Origin of the sequence: Mesorhizobium sp. M2D.F.Ca.ET.226.01.1.1, from assembly GCF_004022705.2 — a bacterium.
GTDB lineage: Bacteria > Pseudomonadota > Alphaproteobacteria > Rhizobiales > Rhizobiaceae > Mesorhizobium.
In genome coordinates this window covers 345,738-364,569 of the sequence record NZ_RZOY02000001.1, presented here as the reverse complement: position 1 = coordinate 364,569, position 18,832 = coordinate 345,738, and the positions used below count along the sequence as shown (strand labels likewise).

Below are 18,832 nucleotides of genomic sequence, written 5' to 3'. Positions count from 1 at the left end.
TCCCGGGGCGATCCGGTGGCGCGATCCGCACACGTGAAGCGGTCAGATTTCGATCACTCGACCTGTTGAGGCCGCGGTCCGCGCGGCAAGTGCAAATCGAAGCGATGCGAGACCGTCCTCGCCGGAGACAAGCGGGCGGCCGACGCCCCTGACGGCGTCGGCAAAGGCCGCTATGACACGGGGGTAGGCGTTTTCATGCTCGATCGGAATTTCTTGGCGGTTGCCTCGCACGCTCAGCTCCAGCCTGCCGCCGGGCCGCTGCAGCAGCACGTCATCGGCAAAGACAGAAGCCTTGGTGCCGTGCAATTCGAGGGTTGTTCGAGCATGCTCGATCGCGAAGCTCTCCGTGATCTGGACTGTGAGCCCAGACGCCGTTTGGGCTATTGTGGCTACGCCATCTTCAATCCCTTTGGCAGAGATGCCGTTGTTGGAAGTAAAAGCAGCAACGCGCACAAATTTCTCACCCAGTATGAAGTGCAGGGTATCTGCGTCATGAACGGTCAGGTCAAAGAAGACGCCTGCTCCGGCCGAAGCGCTATCGGTGCGCCATCCGCGATTGTCCTGGGGCAGCAGAACGCCGAACATGGCGCGAACCGCGACAAGGTCGCCGAGCACGCCACTTTCGACAAGTTCACGTAGCTTGCGGTGGCTATTCATGCCGCGCAAATGATGGTTGATCGCCAAGACAAGATCTTTGTCTTTTGCCAACGAAACCATTTCCCGGGCGTCTTGTTCGGTCATGGCCATCGGCTTCTCACCCAACACATGCTTGCCAGCATTGAGCGCCGCTATGGCGCACGGGGCATGCTTTTCGTTGGTGTTCGAGATGTAGACGGCATCGACACCGGCCGAGAGCAGGTCCTCAAGCGACTCGCAGGTAAGGGGGATGTCATTGGCCCGGGCATATTCGCTCACACGCGCCGCGTTGCTGCCCTGGACGGCAACCACTTCGTTTCCTGGCGTCGCCCTGATCGCGGGGATGATCCACTCGGCGGCTATGCGGCTTGCGCCGACAAGTCCCCATCGAAGTTGCTTTGTCATTGCACGGGTTCCTGATGAACGAGGATGGATGTAAGCCGATCGCCTACGCGCACGGCTTGGGCTGCTATCGTCAATGCGGGATCGACAGCAGCTGAAGGCGAAATGAAGGATCCGTCAGCAGCATCGAGACTTAGGAAGTGGTGCGCTTTGCGCATGCTGAATACGGGCACAAAATCTGCGGGCTCGCTGGCCCGCACAGTTGCGCCTTGGCGCCAGACACCTGTAACGCCGATCGCTTGGGCAGGTGCCGATGGGCACCCGGTGCGGCGCATGATTTGCCCCCATGGTGACCGGGCGACGGATGCGTCTCCAGGCCAGGAAGCTGCCAGGCAGATATCTGCATCCAGGCTCATTGAAGGCGCTCGCCGGAGCCGCTGTCGAAGACGCTGATCCGTGACGTATCGACACGCAGCCGCGCCCTGCCGCTCTGGCTCACATGCCCTGCCCGCAACAGGGCCAACTGTTCCACGCCGGAATGCTGAAACAAAATGACATCGTCCGATCCCGTCGGCTCAATGAGATTGACGTCGGCCTCGATCTCGACGGTCTTCTCGCTCGCGGCGTTACCCTCTGCCAGGCCATAGTGCTCCGGCCGGATTCCGACCGTGACCCTGCGACCATCCTGGCGCAAAGCCGAGGCGAATTCCTGCGGGGCCGGGAGGATTGTTCCTGACCCCTCCAGCACCACCCTCCCCCCCTTGCTGACCGCCGGCAAAAGGTTGATGCGCGGGCTGCCGATGAAAGTCGCGACAAAGAGATTGGCAGGTCGGTTGTAGACCTCGCCTGGGGTTCCAAGTTGCTGAACGACACCTTTGTCCAGGATGGCGATGCGGTTTGCCAGCGTCATGGCCTCGATCTGGTCATGTGTCACATAGACGGTGGTTCGACCCATCCGATGGTGCAGCTTCTTCAGCTCGGTCCGCATTTCGACACGAAGAAGAGCATCGAGGTTCGATAGTGGTTCGTCGAAAAGGAAAAGGCTTGGCTCTCGCACCAATGCGCGGCCAATTGCTACCCGCTGCCGCTGCCCGCCAGACAGCTGTCCCGGCTTTCGATCCAGCAAATGGGTGATTTGGAGCAGGTTGGCGACATCGGAAACCGCCTTGTCACGTTCGGGTTTCGGCAGTTTTCGCATCTCCAGCGGAAAAGCGATGTTCTGCCCGACGGTCATCGAGGGATAGAGCGCATAGGACTGGAACACCATCGCGATATCGCGGTGCTGACATGGGACTTCGTTGAGGACGCGCTCGCCAAGTCGGATTTCGCCGGCGTTGATCCTATGAAGGCCGGCGATTGCATGGAGCAAGGTCGACTTGCCACAGCCCGATGGTCCGAGAAGGACAAGAAACTCGCCGGATGCGACGTCAATGTTGATGTTTTTCAAGACGCACAGGTTGGGGCCGTAATATTTGTAAACGCTATCGATGGACAACGAAGACATAAGCTAACCTCTCACAGGGCCGCCGGATCGGGCGGCGACCGAAATCGCGCTGGGAAACCCGGGCTGGGTGCACAGATTTACGTTCAAGGGAGCGCCACGCACGGGTGATCGCGGTCGCCAAGAACGCAAGCACGGCGGACGGAGGGGCGGCTTCAATTCTGCCCCCTTCGGATCGTCGGCCCGGTGCCCAATGAGGGTTGCCAATCACTCGCGATTTCGAAGCCGAGGATCCTGCGTCGTGAGTTCATGAGATGCCGACCCATTGCCAACTGGGCGTTGTCGGCATCTCGAGCCTCAACGGCGTCGACGATCGTCTCGTGTTCTTCGAAGATCGCCTCGGACCGGGTTGCCGCTTGTTGTTGAGAGAATTCTCCTACGAGCCGCATCCCGAAGACGATCTGCGTGCGCAGCATGCTGAGCGTGGTCTCATACATAGCGTTTCGACTTGCTCGGGACAGCGCCAGATGGAACCCGAAATCGGCATCGCCGAAGGTCTCCTCGTTCGACTGTTTCCTGACGACGGCGGAGGCAATGCGAATTTCCTCCAACTCCTCGTCGGTCCGCCTCAGCGCCGCGAAAGCAGCCACATCGCATTCCAGGGAGAATCGAAATTCAAACGCCTGGATGAGGTCGGCTATGTTCTCGATTGGCCTATAGCCACCCGAGTCCAGGCCATTTTTGCCGATCACAAAGTTCCCGGATCCTTTGCGCGATCCGATCAAGCCCTCCATTCTGAGCCTGATCAAAGCCTCCCGGACGACGGGCCGCGAGACGCCATAGTTCTTCGCAAGCTCGGTCTCCGGAGGTATCCGCGTGCCCTCTGGCCACTCACCGCCTTCGACGAATTGCCGAAGAGCGGAATAGACCTGGTCTGCCAGTTTGAGCTTCATCGCTCTGCCGGGGCTTGGCGTGTGCACATATTTGTAATCTGTCAGCTAATTTGTTTTACAGCAAGCGATTTTTATGACACATGTCCGACATTCTCCGGATAAGTCCAGCAACTCGCCCCCATTTGCAAATCCTAGCGGTGCTCACGAGAGACGGGGCCCGCCAAACGCACCGCGGGCCCCATAGGAGGAATGACAACAATGACAGGTGCCTTCACCTACAACGGATACGAGATCCCGGCCTACCAACCGCCCGCTTATGGCTACACTTCGGTTCTGGTGCACGACGGCCAGGCCTGGGTCAGCGGTAATGTGCCCAAGACCGGCGATGAGGATCTCCACCCGGGCAAGGTCGGATCGGATGTCACGCTCGAACAGGCAAAGGAAGCGGCTGACCTTGCGATGCGCAACGCGCTTGCCTCTCTCGCGCATGCCGTCGGCGGTCTGGACAATGTCGTCCAGATCCTGAAGATGACAGTATTCGTCGCGTCGGCACCGGGATTCAATCTCCAGCCCCGCGTGGCCGACGCTGCAACCCTTTTGTTGCGTGAGGTGCTTGGCGAACGCGGCAATCACGCGCGCTCCGCGGTTGGCGTTGCCGAACTGCCGCGCAACTCCAGCGTCGAGATCGAGCTTGTCGCTGCCGTCAAGTAGCCGGGTGGGCCGGAAGCTTTTGCAGCACCTCTCGAGCGAGCGTGTGCTGCTGCGGCAACTTGCGCCCTTTCACCGCATCGGCGCCACGCTCGCCGATCATGATCGATGGCGCATTGGTGTTGCCTGAGACCAGCGTCGGCATGATAGAAGCATCGATGACCCGTAGTCCGTCGATGCCGCGGACCTTGAGGTCGGTGTCCACAACAGCCATTTCGTCGGAACCCATCTTGCAGGTCCCTGCAGGATGAAAGTCGGTCTTGCTCCATTCTCGAACATAGGCACGCAAATCCTCCTCGCTCGTTCGTTTCGCGCCAGGCAAGTGTTCGGCCTTGTAGATCTTGGCGAAAGCGGGCTGTGACAGGATTTCACGAGCAATCTTGAACCCGTTGACGGTGTGCGCCCAGTCGCGCTCATGCGTCATGTATTTCGGATCAATGATCGGCTCGGCCGCCGGATCCGCGGACGCCAGCATCACCTCTCCGCGGCTTTCGGGTCGAAGATAGGCGGTGTTGAGGGTCATTCCGTGGCCCTTGACCTGCACGCGGCCATGATCGATGACGTAGGCGGGAAGGAAGTGCATCTGGATGTCGGGCCAATCTGTGTTCCCATCAGTAGATACGAAGCCTCCACCCTCGCAGACATTCGACGTGAGCGGGCCAGTGCCGAAGGCCAGAAATTGCAGCGTGTGCCAAGCCGCCATCGGGCCCTTGTCGTGACCGTTATAGGATACCGGTTCCCTGAGGCTGGCACAGCAATAGACGTCCAGATGATCCTGCAAATTCTTGCCGACGCCTGGCAGATCATGAATCGCCCTCACGCCCGCGCGCTTGAGTTCGGCGGCTGGTCCGACGCCTGAAAGCAGCAGGATTTTCGGAGAATTGATTGCGCCCGCGCACAGGATCACCTCGGACCTGGCCTCGATCCGGCTTGTCTGTCCCTTCATTGCGACCTCGATGCCTCTCGCGCGGCCGTTCTCCACGAACACCCGAAGCACGCGGGCCTCGGTTTGCACGGTCAGGTTCTTGCGATTGGCATTGGGGTAGATAAAGGCCTGCGCGGCGCTCGAGCGACGTGCCGCGCGCTGAGTGACCTGATAATAACCGACCCCATGTTGTTGCGCGCCGTTGAAATCGGTGTTGTAGGGGTAGCCAGCCTGTTGCGCCGCGCGGATATAGACCCGCGTCAGGTCGATCGGCGAACGCTGGTCGGACACGCCAAGCGGCCCGCCCTGACCATGGTAATCGTCGAGGTATCGCTCATTGTCCTCGGATTTGCGGAAATAGGGCAACAGATCATCATAGCCCCATCCCTCGTTGCCCAAGTCGCGCCACTGATCGTAGTCGCGACGGTTGCCTCGGATGTAGACCATCGAGTTGACCGATGAGCCGCCGCCCAGAACCTTGCCCTGCGGGAAAAGCATGCGCCTGTTGTTGAGAGCCGGCTGCGGAACCGTTTCCCACTCGTAGCGAAACCTCGGGCCTTGCAGTTTGGCGTAGCCCGCTGGCCAGCGAACCAGAGGACCGTCGTTCTTCCTGCCGAACTCGACAAGAAGCACGCGTGAGCCGGCATCCTCGCTCAGGCGCGAAGCCACGACGCAGCCGGCCGAGCCGCCACCAACAACGATAAAGTCATATTCCTTGTCCATCCTCACCCTCACCTCAGATGGCCTTGCCGATCCAACGCGGCTGATATCCGCCGCTGCGCAATTGGACAGTTTTGATGTCCATGAACTCTTCGCATCCGACGCGGCCAACCTCGCGCCCGATTCCGCTCGCGCCGAGGCCGCCAAACGGAAGTTCAGCGGGTCCGTCGAGATAGGTGTTGACCCAAACGGTTCCGGCCTCCAGCTCCCGTGCAGCCCTCAGCGCCGCGGCTGTGTCGCCCGTCCATATGCCGGCCGACAAACCGTAGTCGGTGCCATTGGCAATGGCGAAGGCCTCTTCTAGCGTCTCGAAAGTCTGGATGGTGCAAACTGGACCGAATATTTCCTCCTGGGCAATCCGCATGCTGGATGCGACCTCGGTGAAAACGGTCGGGTCGATGTAGCGCCCGCCGGCCTCTTCCCGATACGTACCGCCAAGGGCAAGCGTCGCGCCTTCGGCTTTGCCGATCTCGATGTAGCCTAGAATCTTGCGATACTGCGCTTCGCTGATGATTGGACCCATCAGCACGTCGTCGCGCAGCGTGTCGCCGACGGGGATGGACCGTGCGGCCTCGATAAACTTTCGCGTGAAATCCTTGGCGATGCCGTTCTGAAGCAGGATACGACCGCCTTGATTGCACGATTGGCCGGCGTTGAGAAAGGCTCCATGCAGGGCGGCGTCGAGCGCGGCTCCCAGATCGGCATCATTCATGACGATGTGGGCGTTCTTGCCGCCTAGCTCGAGTGAAACCTTCTTCAAGACCCGAGCGCCGATTTCCATGGCGTGTTTGCCCACCGCCGTCGATCCGGTGAAGGAGATCATTCGAGCCAGCGGGTGCTTAAGCAAAGCCTCCCCGGTCACCCTGCCGCTGCCGGTCACGATGTTGCACACCCCATCGGGCAGGCCTGCCTGCTTGAGGATAGGACCCAAGAGCAGTGTCGTGGCCGAAGTCAGCTCCGATGGCTTCACGACAGCCGCACAGCCGGCTGCAAGGGCAAACGGCAGCTTCTGGCTGATGATCAAGAACGGAAAGTTCCAGGGCGTCACGATGCCAGCCACGCCGATTGGCGCGCGCAGTGTCAAGGCCAAATAGTCCTTACCCAGGCCGCCAAAACTGTCGCCTGTAAGAGAGCGGGCCTGCGTGGCGGCAAATTCCCACAGCATGGCCGACCGCTCGATCTCAAGCCTCGCCTGCTCGTGCGGCTTGCCACTTTCGGCCATTTCGAACCAGGCCAGTTCATCCACATTTTCGCGAATTAGACTGGCGGTTCGCAGCAACACGTTGGAGCGTTGCTCCCCACTCGATAGGCGCCATCCGGCCTCGAAGGCAGCGTGAGCGCTCACACAGGCCTGACCGACCAAGCCTTCCCCCGCCTCATGCAACAGCGAAACCGGCGTGCCGTTGGCCGGGTTGACCGACACACTCTGCGCGCCTTGGCTGAACGACCACGCGCCGTCGATCCAGCTTCCAAATTGTCTGACCGCTTTCGGCGGAATAAAACCAGAAGTCATTCCAAATCCCTGCATTCCAGTCTGCGTGCGCCTTGACCTGATCTGTCGAAGCGCGCCGAAAACGCTGCGCAAAGCGGGCAACAAAATTACATATTTGTCAACCGATTTCGCCGGTCACATATTCCAAAAATTGGCTGACTGTAAACTGGTGGACCGTATATTTCACGGGTTTCGCATTTGCTGCAGTGGCAGAGCGGCAGCCAAATCGCTGTGGGCCGGGCCCCGATAGTCCCGGCCGGCGGGTCTGTGCGTCAGTCTGCACGCCAGATTGATTGACAATCCGCCAGAAAAATTACAAATATGAAAAATTGCCTGCCGTAATGGAGTGCTGATGGTTTCCCGCGTCAACAGAGCGTCCGCTGACATCGGCGGCACTTTCACCGATATCGTCATCGAAATCGGCGGCGTCCGCGCCTCGACCAAGATCCTAACGACCCATCAGGCGCCCGAACGCGCCGTTATCGACGGCGTGCAGGGCCTGCTGGAAACGCAGGGGCTTGGATTCGGTGACCTTGACGTCTTCCTCCACGGCACCACGTTGGCGACGAACGCAATTATCGAACGCCGTGGTGCCAAGACAGCACTGATCACCACGCAAGGCTTCCGCGACACCATCGAAATTGGCTCGGAAAGCCGCCATGACCAGTACGACATCTTCATCAAGAAGCCACGGCCGTTGGTGGGCCGCGGCTTGCGCTTCACCATACCAGAGCGGGTCGCCTCCGATGGAAGCGTCCTGCTCGAGCTCGATGACGCACAGGTCGTCGCACTTGCGCATTCGTTGAAGGAGCAAGACGTTCAATCGATAGCCGTCTCGTTGATCCATGCCTATGCGAATCCGTCGCATGAGGTGCGCGTGCGGGAAATCCTGTCGGCCAGGCTGCCCGACGTTTATTTTTGTATCTCCTCCGAGACGTGCCCCGAGGTTCGTGAGTACGAGCGCACCTCGACCACGGTTGCTAACGCCTATATCCGTCCAATCATGGCCGGTTATCTTGGCCGGCTCAAAGCTGAGTTGGCGCAAAAGGGGCTCAACGCGCCGATTCTGCTTATGACCTCGGGCGGAGGGCTTACGACCGTCGACCAGGCCGCCGATTACCCGATCCGTTTGGTCGAATCCGGCCCGGCCGGTGGGGCAATCCTTGCAGCCAAGATCGCTAAGGAATGCGATCTTGACGCGATCGTCTCATTCGACATGGGGGGAACGACCGCCAAGATCTGTCTGATCGACCATGGCCAGCCGCTGAAATCGCGCAGCTTCGAGGTGGATCGGACCGAGCGGTTCCTCAAGGGTTCGGGCCTGCCGGTCCGGATACCAGTGATCGAAATGGTCGAGATCGGCGCAGGAGGCGGCTCGATCGCCCAGGTCGACAGCATGGGGCGCCTCACGGTCGGTCCTGAGAGTGCTTCTTCGGAGCCAGGGCCGGCTTGTTACGGAATCGGCGGCCGTCGGCCGACTGTCACCGACGGTGATTTCGTGCTGGGGCGGATCGACACCCGAAAATTCGCTGACGGCCGCATGGTCTTGCGGCGCGACCTGGCAGAGCAAGCGCTATCCAGCGAGGTAGGAGATAAGTTGCGCTTGACGCCCGTCCAGGCCGCCGCCGCGGTCACCGCGATCGTCGAGGAGAACATGTCAAACGCCAGCCGGGTCCATGCCGCCGAGCACGGCAAGGACCTGCGGCGCCGCGCAATGATCGCCTTTGGCGGCGCCGCTCCGATGCACGCAGCGCAACTGGCAAGAAAATTGTCCTTGGTCAATGTGATCGTGCCCAAGGGAGCCGGCGTCGGATCTGCCATCGGCTTTCTGGAGGCCCCTTTGGCCTACGAGGTCGTGCGGAGCCGCCATAGCCGGCTGGCCCGCGTCAACAATGCTGCCACTGCCGACCTCATCGCACAGATGAAGCAGGAGGCCAGCGCCGTGGTTGCTCCCGCAGCTGGGGGCCAACCCATCAAGGCGCATGTCTCAGCGTTCCTGCGTTATGTTGGGCAGGGCCACGAACTCGAGGTCGATCTGCCATTCGCGGCAGATGGCGGGATCGACGGCGCGGCTTTAAAGGAGGCATTCGATCGTCGATACAAAGAGGTCTTCGGTCGCTTCCTGCCCAATCACGAGATTGAGGTTCTCACGTGGGCGGTAACCGCATCTGCCGAACAACCTGTCCTCGCGGCGGATGACGCCTCAAATGGCAGCTGTCGGAAGATCGAACCGTCGGGCGAGACCCCCTTCACCGAAATCGATGGCAGCACCGTCCACGCTCCTGTCTATGAGCGCTCCGAGCTTGGCCCGGGCATCATCCTGACTGGGCCGCTCGTCATCACCGAGCGGGAGACCAACACGGTCGTTCCGAGGGACTTTTGTGTCGAATGCAATGCGTTCGGCCATCTGGTCCTGACCAATCTTGCCGCACAAGCGGCCCGACAGTCCGATCGCAAGGGAGCGACAGATGACCGTCAGCCCTGAAATCCAGCAGATTGGCGAGATCGAGTTCCAGATCATGTGGAACCGCCTTATCGCCGTTGTCGAGGAACAGGCCCAGGCCTTACGCCGCACGGCATTCAGCCCGATCGTCCGCGAATCGGGCGACCTTTCTGCCGGCTACTTCCACCCCGACGGCCGCATGATCGCGCAGGCGGTGACAGGCACGCCCGGACATGTCAATACGATGGCCGCCTCGGTGCTGCACTTCCTGAACCGCTATCCCGCAGGCACCATGCGCGAGGGTGATGTCTACGTCACCAACGACCCTTGGATGGGGACGGGCCATCTGCATGACTTCGTCGCGGTAACGCCCGCCTTCCATCAGGGCCATCTGGTTGGACTTTTTGCATCGACTTGTCATTTCATGGACGTCGGAGGCATCGGCTTCGGCCCGGACGGCCGCGATGTCTTCGAGGAGGGTTTTTATGTCCCCCCGCTTGCAATGATCACGGCGGGCGAGATCAATCAGACCCTGATAACCCTCGCGCGCTCGAATTCGCGCTACCCGGCTGAACTCGAAGGCGATCTGATGTCCCTCGCCGCCTGCAATCAGATCGGAGTGAGCCGGCTGGCGGACATGTTGGAGGAGTTTCATCTTACCGATCTGACCGCGCTCTGCGACCAGATTGTCAGGCGCTCACGCGACGCAGCCCTGAAGGCGATCGACGTAATTCCGAAAGGCACAGCCGAGGCGGAAATGGTGATCGACGGTTATGACCGGCCGGTCACCTTGAAGGCAACGACCCGGATTGCGGACGACCACATCACGGTGGATTTTACTGGCACATCGGGCCTTTCAGCGCGCGGCATCAACGTGCCCATCAGCTATGCCCAGGCCTATTCGACCTATGCCGTCGCCTGCGCGCTGTTCCCTGAGGTCCCGAACAATTCGGGCTCGCTATCTGTCGTGACGGTCACGGCTCCCGAAGAGACAATCGTCAACGCCCAACGTCCTGCCCCGGTATCGTCGCGACACGTCATCGGCCAGATGCTGCCCGATGTGGTCTATGGCTGTCTTGCGCAACTGGTTCCCGAGAACGTTTTGGCCGAGGGCGCGTCAGCTCTGTGGAACCTCATCCTTGAAGACGCGCATGACGCTTGCCTCACACAAGGCATCGCAGGGACGCGACGCTTCTCGGCGCTGTCGGTTCAGACCGGCGGCACCGGAGCCCGCTCGCGGCTGGATGGGCTCAACGCCACGGCCTTCCCGTCGGGGGTATCTGGTGTTCCTGTCGAGATCCTCGAGACCCTGACCCCGCTCATTTTCTGGCGCAAGGAATTGCGTGCCGGTTCGGGCGGAGCTGGTAAATTTCGTGGCGGTCTCGGTCAAAGCATCGAGATCGGTCATCGCGAAGGCCATCCGTTCTACATCTACGCAGCCCTCGACCGCATCGAGAACCCCGCACGCGGCCGCTTCGGCGGCGAAAACGGTGCTCCGGGGAAAGTCGCGCTGAAGTCAGGCAGATCCCTCAATGGCAAAGGCAAGCAGCTGGTGCCCGCGGGCGACAGGCTTGTCGTCGAAACGCCCGGTGGGGGCGGCTATGGCCCCGCCGCCGAGCGCGATGCCGGCAGCGTCACGGCCGATCGCCAAAACGGTCTAACCAAGTGAACTCGAGGAAAGCATGAGTGAACATAACTTATCTGACGAAACGCGAGCGAAGCTGAAGAAGATATCCACCGCATCCATCGCCACGGCGCTCTACAAGCGAGGGCTGCGCAACCAGTTCATTCAGGGCGTCGTTCCGGTTGCGCCCAAACAGGACAACATGGTCGGCCCGGCATTCACACTGCGCTACATTCCCGCGCGCGAAGATCGCAATCCGATCACCGTTTTCCGGAATCCGGAACATCCACAGCGCGTTGCGATGGAGACTTGCCCACCCGGCCATGTCCTCGTAATGGACGCGCGCAAGGACGCCAGGGCTGCGACCGCGGGCTCTATTTTGATCACGAGGCTGGCGTTGCGCGGCGCGGCGGGCGTGGTCTCGGATGGCGGCTTCCGCGACGCGGAAGGCATAGGCGCGCTGGACATGCCCGCCTACTACGCCAGGCCGTCTGCGCCAACCAACCTGACACATCATGAAGCGCTGGACATCAACGTGCCCATTTCGTGCGGGGATGCGCCGATCTTCCCAGGCGATGTCCTCGTCGGGGACAAGGACGGCGTGATGGTGGTCCCGGCTCACCTCGCCGACGAGATTGCGGAGGAATGCACCGGAATGGAATGCTTCGAGGACTTCGTCCTGGAGGAGGTTCGTGGCGGCGCGTCGATCATCGGGCTCTATCCGTGTACGAAACCGGAAAACCAGGAAAAATATGAGGCCTGGCGCAAAAAGGCAGGACGCTAGACCCAAAGCGGCCTCGTCCTCCCGAGGCCGGCCTGGCGGGCTGCGATCCTCCCTTCGCAGCCCGCCACTTCTCCTTTGATCTAGGTCTCTTCCTGGCGGGAAAGCAGACGGCGCAGCATCGGCTCTATGCGCGAAAGCTCGTCAAGATGCGCGGCCGACAGTTCGGCCAGACGATCGTCGGCCAAAGGGGTGAGCTCCAGCAAGACGCGGCGGTAATCGCTCTTGTCCTGATCGCGTATGACCAGGCCTGCCTCCGCAAGTCGGTTCACCAGTTCCACCGCGCTATGGTGGCGGATGCGCAGCCGCTCGGCGAGATCGCCCACCGCCACCGGTCCGCCGTTTGGAAAGCCCTTGATCGCCAGCAGCGCCTGGTGCTGGCGCGGCGTGAGGCCCGCCTCGTTGGCCTGGATTTGGCTGAATTCGAGAAAGCGACGGATCAAATAACGGAATTGCGACAGCCGCTGGTAGTCGGCCTGGCTGATGGCGGGACGTGATTTCGGCGGCGTCATTTCCGACTTATGGTCCTTTCCCGCGAAAGCTCAACAGGTTGTTGTCGTGGTCCCTGCCCAAAATGACGCGGAGCAGGGCGCGAAAACGGCTTGAAGAGTTATATCGTATTACGATATGAGGCCAGCTGAAACCGGACGGTCTTCGCGCCGCCAGAAAGTTCAGGCTCCCACAATGAAATCCGCTCACGCCGGCAACGGCCATCTTCGCGACTTCACGACCGATCCGCGCGTGCTGCTGATCGCCGCCATCGCCGTGGTGGTGGCGACCGCCGGGCTCTTTGCCGGCATCGTGCTGCTGAAGCTCATCAGGCTTGCCACCAACATTGCCTATTTCGGTCAGTTCACGCTGGCCGAACTGAGGCTCGAGGATACGCCGCTCGGGCTTGCCGCGGTGCTCGTGCCGGTGATCGGCGCGCTGATCATCGGACTGATGGCGCGTTTCGGCAGCGAGAAGATCCGCGGCCACGGCATTCCCGAGGCCATCGAGGCGATCCTGCTCGGGCGCTCGCGGCTCGACGCCAAGGTCGCGGTGCTGAAGCCGCTGTCGTCGGCGATCTCGATCGGCTCGGGCGGACCGTTCGGGGCCGAAGGCCCGATCATCATGACCGGCGGCGCCATCGGCTCGCTGATCGCACAGATGCTGCCGGTCAGCGACAATGAGCGCAAGACGCTGCTTGTGGCGGGTGCGGCGGCCGGCATGACGACGGTGTTCGGCACGCCGATCGCTGCCATCATGCTCGCCGTCGAGCTGCTCCTGTTCGAGTGGACGCCGCGCAGCTTCATCCCGGTCGCCGTCGCCGCGATCGTCGCGGAAGTCGAGCGCACCCTGCTGCACCTGCCGAGCACGATCTTTCCGTTCTCGGGGACCATGGAGGCATCGATCGCGGGGCTCGGCGGCTGGGTGCTGGTCGGCATTGCCGCCGGGCTGCTTTCGGGACTGCTGACGCAATTGGTCTATGCCTGCGAGGACGCCTTCCTGAAGCTGCCGATCCATTGGATGTGGTGGCCGATGATCGGCGGCCTGGTGGTCGGCATCGGCGGACTGATCGAGCCGCATGCGCTTGGCGTCGGCTACGACAACATCGCCAACATGCTCGACGGCCGCACGGTCGCCACCGCCGCGCTGCTGCTTCTGGTGGTGAAGGCCGTCATCTGGTCGGTCGCGCTGGGATCCGGAACATCGGGCGGCGTGCTGGCACCGCTGCTCATCATGGGCGGCGCGATGGGAGCGGTGCTTTCGGGCATCCTGCCCGAGGCGAGCCCCGGCATCTGGCCGCTGCTGGCGATGGCCGCGACCATGGGCGGCACCATGCGCGCGCCGCTCACCGCGACCTTTTTCGCCACGGAGCTCACCGGCAACACGCATGTCCTGGTGCCACTGATCGCTGCCTGCGCCACCGCGCACGCGGTCACCGTACTGTTGATGAAGCGCTCGATCCTGACCGAGAAAGTGGCGCGGCGCGGGCATCACATCATTCGCGAATATCGCGTAGACCCCTTCGCGCTGACCAGGGTGCGCGAGGTTATGACATCCAAGGTCGAGAGCGTGCCGGCGACGATGACGCTGCATGGCGCGGCAACCTTCCTGACCGCGCCGGACACGCGGCATCCGAGCTTTCCGGTGATCGATGAAGCGGGGCATGTGCTCGGCGTCATCGATCCGCCGGCGATCCTGCGCTGGCGTCGTAACGGCAAGCACCGCAACGCGACCCTCGGCGAGCTGCTCGCCGGCAGCAAGATCACGCTCGCTTATCCGGACGAATATCTGGAGGCGCTTTCCGACAAGCTGCTCACCGCCAATGTCTCGCATCTGCCGGTCGTTTCACGCAAGGATGAACGGCTCGTCGGCTATATCGGTTGGAAAGACATGATGCGGGTAAGGTCGAAAAAGCAGGCGGAGGAGCGCGAACGCACCGCCTTGCTCAGCTTTGGCGCGAAGCGCAAGGCGCAGCAAAGCGTCGGCGAAAGCGCGGTTTAGAGCAATCCCAGGAAAAGTGGGGCGGTTTTCCGTCCGGAATTGCGTATACACAGAGCGGTTCGCCGCTCCCGCCGGCGAAACGCTCTAGAGACGGCCAACGGCCGAGAGTGGGCAGCAGCGTACCTAGTCACCATTCAACTGATCGATGCGAAGCTTGTTGAACGGGTGACGAGCTCCGGTGCCGAAGTTCGACAGATATGTATCGTGGTGGAATCCCTTTGCCTCCAGGACGATCATAGTCACCACCCACACGATAACGATGAGGCCGAGGCCGACAGCTAGGCTAGAGATCCAGTATTGCGACAGGCCTGTCACCACTGCGCCCAACGCCAGGGCGACCGTGAAGTACCCGACAATCTTATGGTAGGCCTCGAACCATCGGCGTTGTGGGCTCATATCATAATGATCGCCCCGACCGACGGTCGCGGTCATGGCGCTCTGGGTGGATGCATCGGGGCCGCCATGGGTCCCGCGAAGGCGCGCGCTCACAAGCTGGAGGATGCCGAGAATGACGGTCGTGATGCCAAATACCGCGTGGATCGTGGCACTCAAGCCTCCGTTCGCCAGCCAGGCGATTGACCCTCCACAAAGGCTGCAGAAGGCGAGAAAGGAAAGTCCCAGGCGATGAACGGTGAACCAATAGAGCTTGCGGCCAAGTTTAGGACTTCCCTTCGGTATACCTTCGCGAGAGGGCGGCGGTTTGCCGTACCGGGTGAGAAGAACAATGCCGGGCACCAGAACGATCCAGATCGCGAACATCAGCCAGGCGTGATATTCCCAGTGCGCCTCGAGAGCGAAGCGTAGTGGCAATTGCAAGGTCGTAGGAGCGTCCATCTGTTGCTCATCCGTCTGGCGCGCAGATCCATTGTGCCACCTGGGCGCCATTGCTGACGCGCCAGGAGCCAGGATTCCAATAACTTGCCGGCTCTCCCTACCCCTTCACGGAACCGGCCATCAGGCCGCGAAGGAAGTACTTCCCAGCTAGAACGTAGATGGCGATCGTTGGCAGCGCGGTCAGCACGACTGCCGCCATGTCCACGTTGTAGCGCTTCACGCCTGTGGTGGTGTTGACAATATTGTTCAGAGCCACGGTCACCGGAACGTTATCGCCGGATGTAAATGTTGTACCGAAGAGGAAGTCATTCCAGATATTGGTAAACTGCCAGATCACCGCGACGACGATACAGGGCATTGAAATGGGCAGGATGACCCTAAAGAAGGTTTGATAAAAACCCGCGCCATCTACCTTTGCGGCCTTGACCAATTCGGCAGGCAGAGAGACGAAATAGTTCCTGAAGAAAAGCGTTGTGAAAGGGATCCCATATACCACGTGAACCAATATGAGCCCCGGCATAGTATTCGCCAGGCCAACCGCGCCGAGCGAACGCGCCATTGGAATGAGGATTATCTGAAATGGAATGAATACGCCGAAAAGGAGCAAGGCGAATATAACGTTGGAGCCACGAAACTTCCAATGCGTGAGCGCAAAACCGTTTATGGCTCCGATTGCGGTTGACAAACCTACAGCGGGGACGATCAGGATCATTGAATTGAGAAAGAAGCCCTTCAAACCTGAACATTGAAGGCCAATGCAAGCGTCGGACCAGGCTTGCTGCCACGCTTCCAGGGTTGGCGCCTTCGGCAGCGAAAGCAAGGAGCCGTTGCGTATCTCGTCGATATTCTTGAGAGACGTAAATACCACGACCACGAGCGGCAGCAGATAGACACCCGCGATGAAAATCAAGCAGCAATAGATGAATACGCGCCGGAGATGATAGCGCCCTCCCCTTTCGAGAACGATGCTGTCATGCGTCATCGCGTTGTTTCCTCACGTCGGAATAAAGGTATGGTGTCACGACCGCGGTGACTGTCATAAAGATCATCATGGCACTGGCTGCGCCCACTGCCATCTGGTCTCGACCAAATGTCTGCATGTACATGAACGTCGCGGGAAGGTGCGTGCTGTTTCCAGGGCCCCCGGCGGTTAGAGCCACCACCAAGTCGAAGCTTTTCACTGCCTGCTGCGTCAGGATGACGAACACGGTCAAGAAGGCTGGCCCGAGCTGCGGTATGATGATGCGCCGGTAGATTTGAAAGCTGCCGGCCCCATCAAGCCTCGCGGCCTTGGTGATATCCTCGTCAATTCCTCGGAGCGCCGCCAGGAACAGGGCCATAACGAAACCGGACGACTGCCAGACCCCTGCCATGACGAGCGTGTAGATCGCAAACCGAGGGTCCACCAACCAGTCGAACCGGAAGCTATCCCAGCCCCATAGCCGCACCATTCGCTCGATGCCGAGGCCCGGATTGAGGATCCACTTCCAGGCTGTTCCCGTCACGATGAACGACAGCGCCATCGGGTAGAGGTATATCGTTCGAAAGAAGCCCTCGGCGCGGATCTTCTGATCGACCAGGATTGCCAGGGCCATCCCGATGACCGATGCAATCGCAATGAACAGGATCGCGAAAATGAAGATATTGTCGACCGCGATGCGCCATATTGGATTGCTCCAGAGGCGCCAGTACTGATCGAGGCCGACAAATTCATAGGATGGGAGCATCTTGGATGCTGTGAACGACACCACCCCCGTCCACACCATGAAGCCGTAGACCGCCAGAAGGGTGATAGCGACCGATGGAGCCAACGCCAGTTGGGACGCGTTGCGGGCAAGCCAGAGCTTGACGCCGGAGCCTTCACGCCATTGCCCGCGCTTCGCGGTTTGCAGGACCGGGAAAGTCGTTGACACAGGAATCCTTTCGTCTCGCAAAAGCCGACGATCGCAGCTTCGTTAGACGGCTGCGATCGTCGCCTGACCTCGATCTGTTCCGCTACTGCGCGGATTTAAGGCCGGTTACGAGTTGCTCGATAGCCTGCTGCGAGGTCACGCTGGGCGTCTCGAAGAACGTTGAGACGACGTCGGTGAAGACGCCCGTTTTCGCTGCGCCGGCTGCGGCATTGTGTGCCAGTGACGGCAGCGATTTCTGGCTCTTTTGGGCTTCCGCGCGATCCGCAAAGGCGGCCTTGCCGCAGAAGTCGAACTTGTCCATCGAAACGTCGATCCGCGAAGGGATCGAGCCCTTCTTGATGTTGAAGGCTTCCTGGAACCCTTTGTCCAGGATCGCCGACGCCATGGCGAGCTGGCCGGCCTGTTTGTCCTTGTCCTTTGTCTTGAAGAAGCCGAAATTGTCGGTCAGCCAGACGTAACTTCCCTTCGTGCCCGGGGCGGGCACACAGCCGTAGTCAACGTTGGGCTGCAGGTTGGCGAGCGACAGCTCACCTTTCGCCCAGTCTCCCATGATCTGCATTCCAGCCTCGCCCTTGATCACCATCTGGGTAGCAAGGTTCCAGTCGCGGCCGGGATAATTGGAATCGATATATTTGTTCATCTTGCGCAACTGGTCGAAGACCTTGACCATCGTGTCGCTGCGAAGCGCTGCTTCGTCCTCGTCGATGACAGCCTTGCGGTAGAAGTCGGCGCCGCCAATGCCAAGAACAGCATTCTCGAAAAGATCCAACTCCTGCCAGGGCTGACCACCCAAGGCCAGCGGCGTCACGCCCTTGGCGAGAAGCTTTTCGGAAACTTCGTTGAATTCGTCCCAGGTCGTAGGCGGCTGCAGGCCGGCGGAATCGAAGACTTTCTTGTTGTACCAGAGCCAGTTCGAACGGTGCACGTTCACCGGAACGGCGACATACGATCCGTCATGGGAAATGAGAGGAACAAGTTCCGGGGCAATCACCTTCGCCCAGTCGTCCTTCTTGGCGAGGTCCGTCAGATCGGTTAGCACGCCCTCGGATGCCCAGGCCTGGACCTGCTGAGCGTGCATCTGCGCTGCGGCTGGCGCGGTATCGGATGCGATGCGGGCGCGCAGCACCTGCACCATGTTCATCCCGGTACCGCCGGCCACCGGCGAGTCGCTCCAGGTGACGCCACGCTCCTCGAGGAGCTTCTTGAGCACATTCAGTCCGGCCGCCTCGCTGCCACTGGTCCAGTAGTGCATAACCTCCACATTCGGCCCGCCCGCCAGCGCCATCGTTGTCGAACCGGACAGCAACAAGGCCGTCGCAAGAACCAGATTCCGATTAAGCATTTCTCATTCCCCTTGATGAAACTACGGTTGCTATACAAGGTTGTTATTTGCGGTCTTCTGGGCGTTTCTTTTGCCTCTTCTTGACAATACGTGAGCCGTTACCCGACGCTGACACTGCCGCGTTGCCTGTCGTTCAGAGTCGCCATCTCAGGTCGCCGGCTTCTCATGTCCGACTTATCGTTAGATTTTATTACATATATGTCAATCACAAATCGGAAGACCGGCCTGCGCACGCCTCCGGCGGGCAT

15 protein-coding genes are annotated in these 18,832 nt (G+C 60.6%); 5 read left to right on the top strand and 10 right to left on the bottom strand.

Annotated features, from left to right (window positions below; all coding sequences use genetic code 11):
* Positions 1-42 precede the first annotated feature (42 nt).
* The 3 genes from EN869_RS01715 to EN869_RS01700 form a co-directional block, all read right to left on the bottom strand.
* Complete coding sequence (locus EN869_RS01715) at positions 43-1,041, bottom strand: Gfo/Idh/MocA family oxidoreductase (RefSeq protein ID WP_127227931.1); 999 nt, start codon at positions 1,039-1,041, stop codon at positions 43-45.
* A gap of 349 nt (positions 1,042-1,390) precedes the next feature.
* A complete protein-coding gene (locus EN869_RS01705; protein WP_127227933.1) occupies positions 1,391-2,482 on the bottom strand; it encodes an ABC transporter ATP-binding protein in 1,092 nt (363 codons plus the stop codon).
* A 152-nt stretch (positions 2,483-2,634) separates the two neighbouring features.
* The gene (locus tag EN869_RS01700) at positions 2,635-3,372 is read right to left on the bottom strand and encodes a FadR/GntR family transcriptional regulator (RefSeq protein ID WP_127227934.1); all 738 of its coding nucleotides are present in this window, start codon (positions 3,370-3,372) and stop codon (positions 2,635-2,637) included.
* 198 nt (positions 3,373-3,570) lie between these two features.
* On the opposite strand from EN869_RS01700, the gene EN869_RS01695 reads away from it, so the two are divergent.
* Positions 3,571-4,023, top strand: a complete 453-nt coding sequence (locus tag EN869_RS01695; RefSeq protein WP_127227935.1) for a RidA family protein — start codon at positions 3,571-3,573, stop codon at positions 4,021-4,023.
* Here EN869_RS01695 and EN869_RS01690 read toward each other — a convergent pair.
* Positions 4,016-5,668 (bottom strand): choline dehydrogenase, encoded by a 1,653-nt coding sequence (locus EN869_RS01690; RefSeq protein WP_127227936.1) that lies wholly within the window; start codon positions 5,666-5,668, stop codon positions 4,016-4,018. The genes EN869_RS01695 and EN869_RS01690 overlap by 8 nt on opposite strands.
* A 13-nt stretch (positions 5,669-5,681) precedes the next feature.
* Positions 5,682-7,178, bottom strand: a complete 1,497-nt coding sequence (locus EN869_RS01685; protein WP_167506977.1) for an aldehyde dehydrogenase family protein — start codon at positions 7,176-7,178, stop codon at positions 5,682-5,684.
* 331 nt (positions 7,179-7,509) lie between these two features.
* Here EN869_RS01685 and EN869_RS01680 point away from each other — a divergent pair, with 331 nt between their 5' ends.
* The 3 genes from EN869_RS01680 to EN869_RS01670 are packed head-to-tail and all read left to right on the top strand — an operon-like array spanning position 7,510 to position 12,008.
* A complete protein-coding gene (locus tag EN869_RS01680; RefSeq protein ID WP_127227938.1) occupies positions 7,510-9,642 on the top strand; it encodes a hydantoinase/oxoprolinase family protein in 2,133 nt (710 codons plus the stop codon).
* Positions 9,626-11,269: a hydantoinase B/oxoprolinase family protein gene (locus EN869_RS01675; protein ID WP_127227939.1), complete on the top strand. Its 1,644-nt coding sequence runs from the start codon at positions 9,626-9,628 to the stop codon at positions 11,267-11,269. The genes EN869_RS01680 and EN869_RS01675 overlap by 17 nt, the downstream gene beginning before the upstream one ends.
* A gap of 13 nt (positions 11,270-11,282) precedes the next feature.
* Positions 11,283-12,008, top strand: a complete 726-nt coding sequence (locus tag EN869_RS01670; protein WP_127227940.1) for a ribonuclease activity regulator RraA — start codon at positions 11,283-11,285, stop codon at positions 12,006-12,008.
* Between the two features lie 80 nt (positions 12,009-12,088).
* Here EN869_RS01670 and EN869_RS01665 read toward each other — a convergent pair whose 3' ends face one another.
* Positions 12,089-12,517: a helix-turn-helix domain-containing protein gene (locus EN869_RS01665; RefSeq protein WP_127227941.1), complete on the bottom strand. Its 429-nt coding sequence runs from the start codon at positions 12,515-12,517 to the stop codon at positions 12,089-12,091.
* A gap of 172 nt (positions 12,518-12,689) precedes the next feature.
* Here EN869_RS01665 and EN869_RS01660 point away from each other — a divergent pair, with 172 nt between their 5' ends.
* Positions 12,690-14,495: a chloride channel protein gene (locus EN869_RS01660; protein WP_127227942.1), complete on the top strand. Its 1,806-nt coding sequence runs from the start codon at positions 12,690-12,692 to the stop codon at positions 14,493-14,495.
* 123 nt (positions 14,496-14,618) lie between these two features.
* Here EN869_RS01660 and EN869_RS01655 read toward each other — a convergent pair whose 3' ends face one another.
* From EN869_RS01655 to EN869_RS01640, 4 genes are all read right to left on the bottom strand, one after another.
* Positions 14,619-15,329 carry a cytochrome b561 domain-containing protein gene (locus EN869_RS01655; RefSeq protein WP_127227943.1) on the bottom strand — a complete coding sequence of 237 codons (711 nt, stop codon included), beginning with the start codon at positions 15,327-15,329 and terminating at the stop codon, positions 14,619-14,621.
* A gap of 97 nt (positions 15,330-15,426) precedes the next feature.
* A complete protein-coding gene (locus EN869_RS01650) occupies positions 15,427-16,311 on the bottom strand; it encodes a carbohydrate ABC transporter permease (protein WP_127227944.1) in 885 nt (294 codons plus the stop codon).
* Entirely contained in the window at positions 16,301-17,146 is an 846-nt protein-coding gene (locus EN869_RS01645; protein WP_245489522.1) for a sugar ABC transporter permease, read from the bottom strand. Before EN869_RS01645 ends, EN869_RS01650 begins: the two co-directional genes overlap by 11 nt.
* A 178-nt stretch (positions 17,147-17,324) precedes the next feature.
* Positions 17,325-18,584, bottom strand: coding sequence for an ABC transporter substrate-binding protein (locus EN869_RS01640; protein ID WP_127227945.1), 1,260 nt, complete (start codon positions 18,582-18,584; stop codon positions 17,325-17,327).
* Between the last annotated feature and the right edge of the window lie 248 nt (positions 18,585-18,832).

Bases quoted from the DNA above. Each gene is read 5' to 3' on its own strand.
- EN869_RS01695 (WP_127227935.1), top strand. From the start codon at position 3,571: ATGACAGGTGCCTTCACCTACAACGGATACGAGATCCCGGCCTACCAA.
- EN869_RS01685 (WP_167506977.1), bottom strand. From the start codon at position 7,178: ATGACTTCTGGTTTTATTCCGCCGAAAGCGGTCAGACAATTTGGAAGC.
- EN869_RS01715 (WP_127227931.1), bottom strand. From the start codon at position 1,041: ATGACAAAGCAACTTCGATGGGGACTTGTCGGCGCAAGCCGCATAGCC.
- EN869_RS01705 (WP_127227933.1), bottom strand. From the start codon at position 2,482: ATGTCTTCGTTGTCCATCGATAGCGTTTACAAATATTACGGCCCCAAC.
- EN869_RS01640 (WP_127227945.1), bottom strand. From the start codon at position 18,584: ATGCTTAATCGGAATCTGGTTCTTGCGACGGCCTTGTTGCTGTCCGGT.
- EN869_RS01680 (WP_127227938.1), top strand. From the start codon at position 7,510: ATGGTTTCCCGCGTCAACAGAGCGTCCGCTGACATCGGCGGCACTTTC.
- EN869_RS01675 (WP_127227939.1), top strand. From the start codon at position 9,626: ATGACCGTCAGCCCTGAAATCCAGCAGATTGGCGAGATCGAGTTCCAG.
- EN869_RS01660 (WP_127227942.1), top strand. From the start codon at position 12,690: ATGAAATCCGCTCACGCCGGCAACGGCCATCTTCGCGACTTCACGACC.
- EN869_RS01650 (WP_127227944.1), bottom strand. From the start codon at position 16,311: ATGACGCATGACAGCATCGTTCTCGAAAGGGGAGGGCGCTATCATCTC.
- EN869_RS01655 (WP_127227943.1), bottom strand. From the start codon at position 15,329: ATGGACGCTCCTACGACCTTGCAATTGCCACTACGCTTCGCTCTCGAG.
- EN869_RS01665 (WP_127227941.1), bottom strand. From the start codon at position 12,517: ATGACGCCGCCGAAATCACGTCCCGCCATCAGCCAGGCCGACTACCAG.
- EN869_RS01690 (WP_127227936.1), bottom strand. From the start codon at position 5,668: ATGGACAAGGAATATGACTTTATCGTTGTTGGTGGCGGCTCGGCCGGC.
- EN869_RS01670 (WP_127227940.1), top strand. From the start codon at position 11,283: ATGAGTGAACATAACTTATCTGACGAAACGCGAGCGAAGCTGAAGAAG.
- EN869_RS01700 (WP_127227934.1), bottom strand. From the start codon at position 3,372: ATGAAGCTCAAACTGGCAGACCAGGTCTATTCCGCTCTTCGGCAATTC.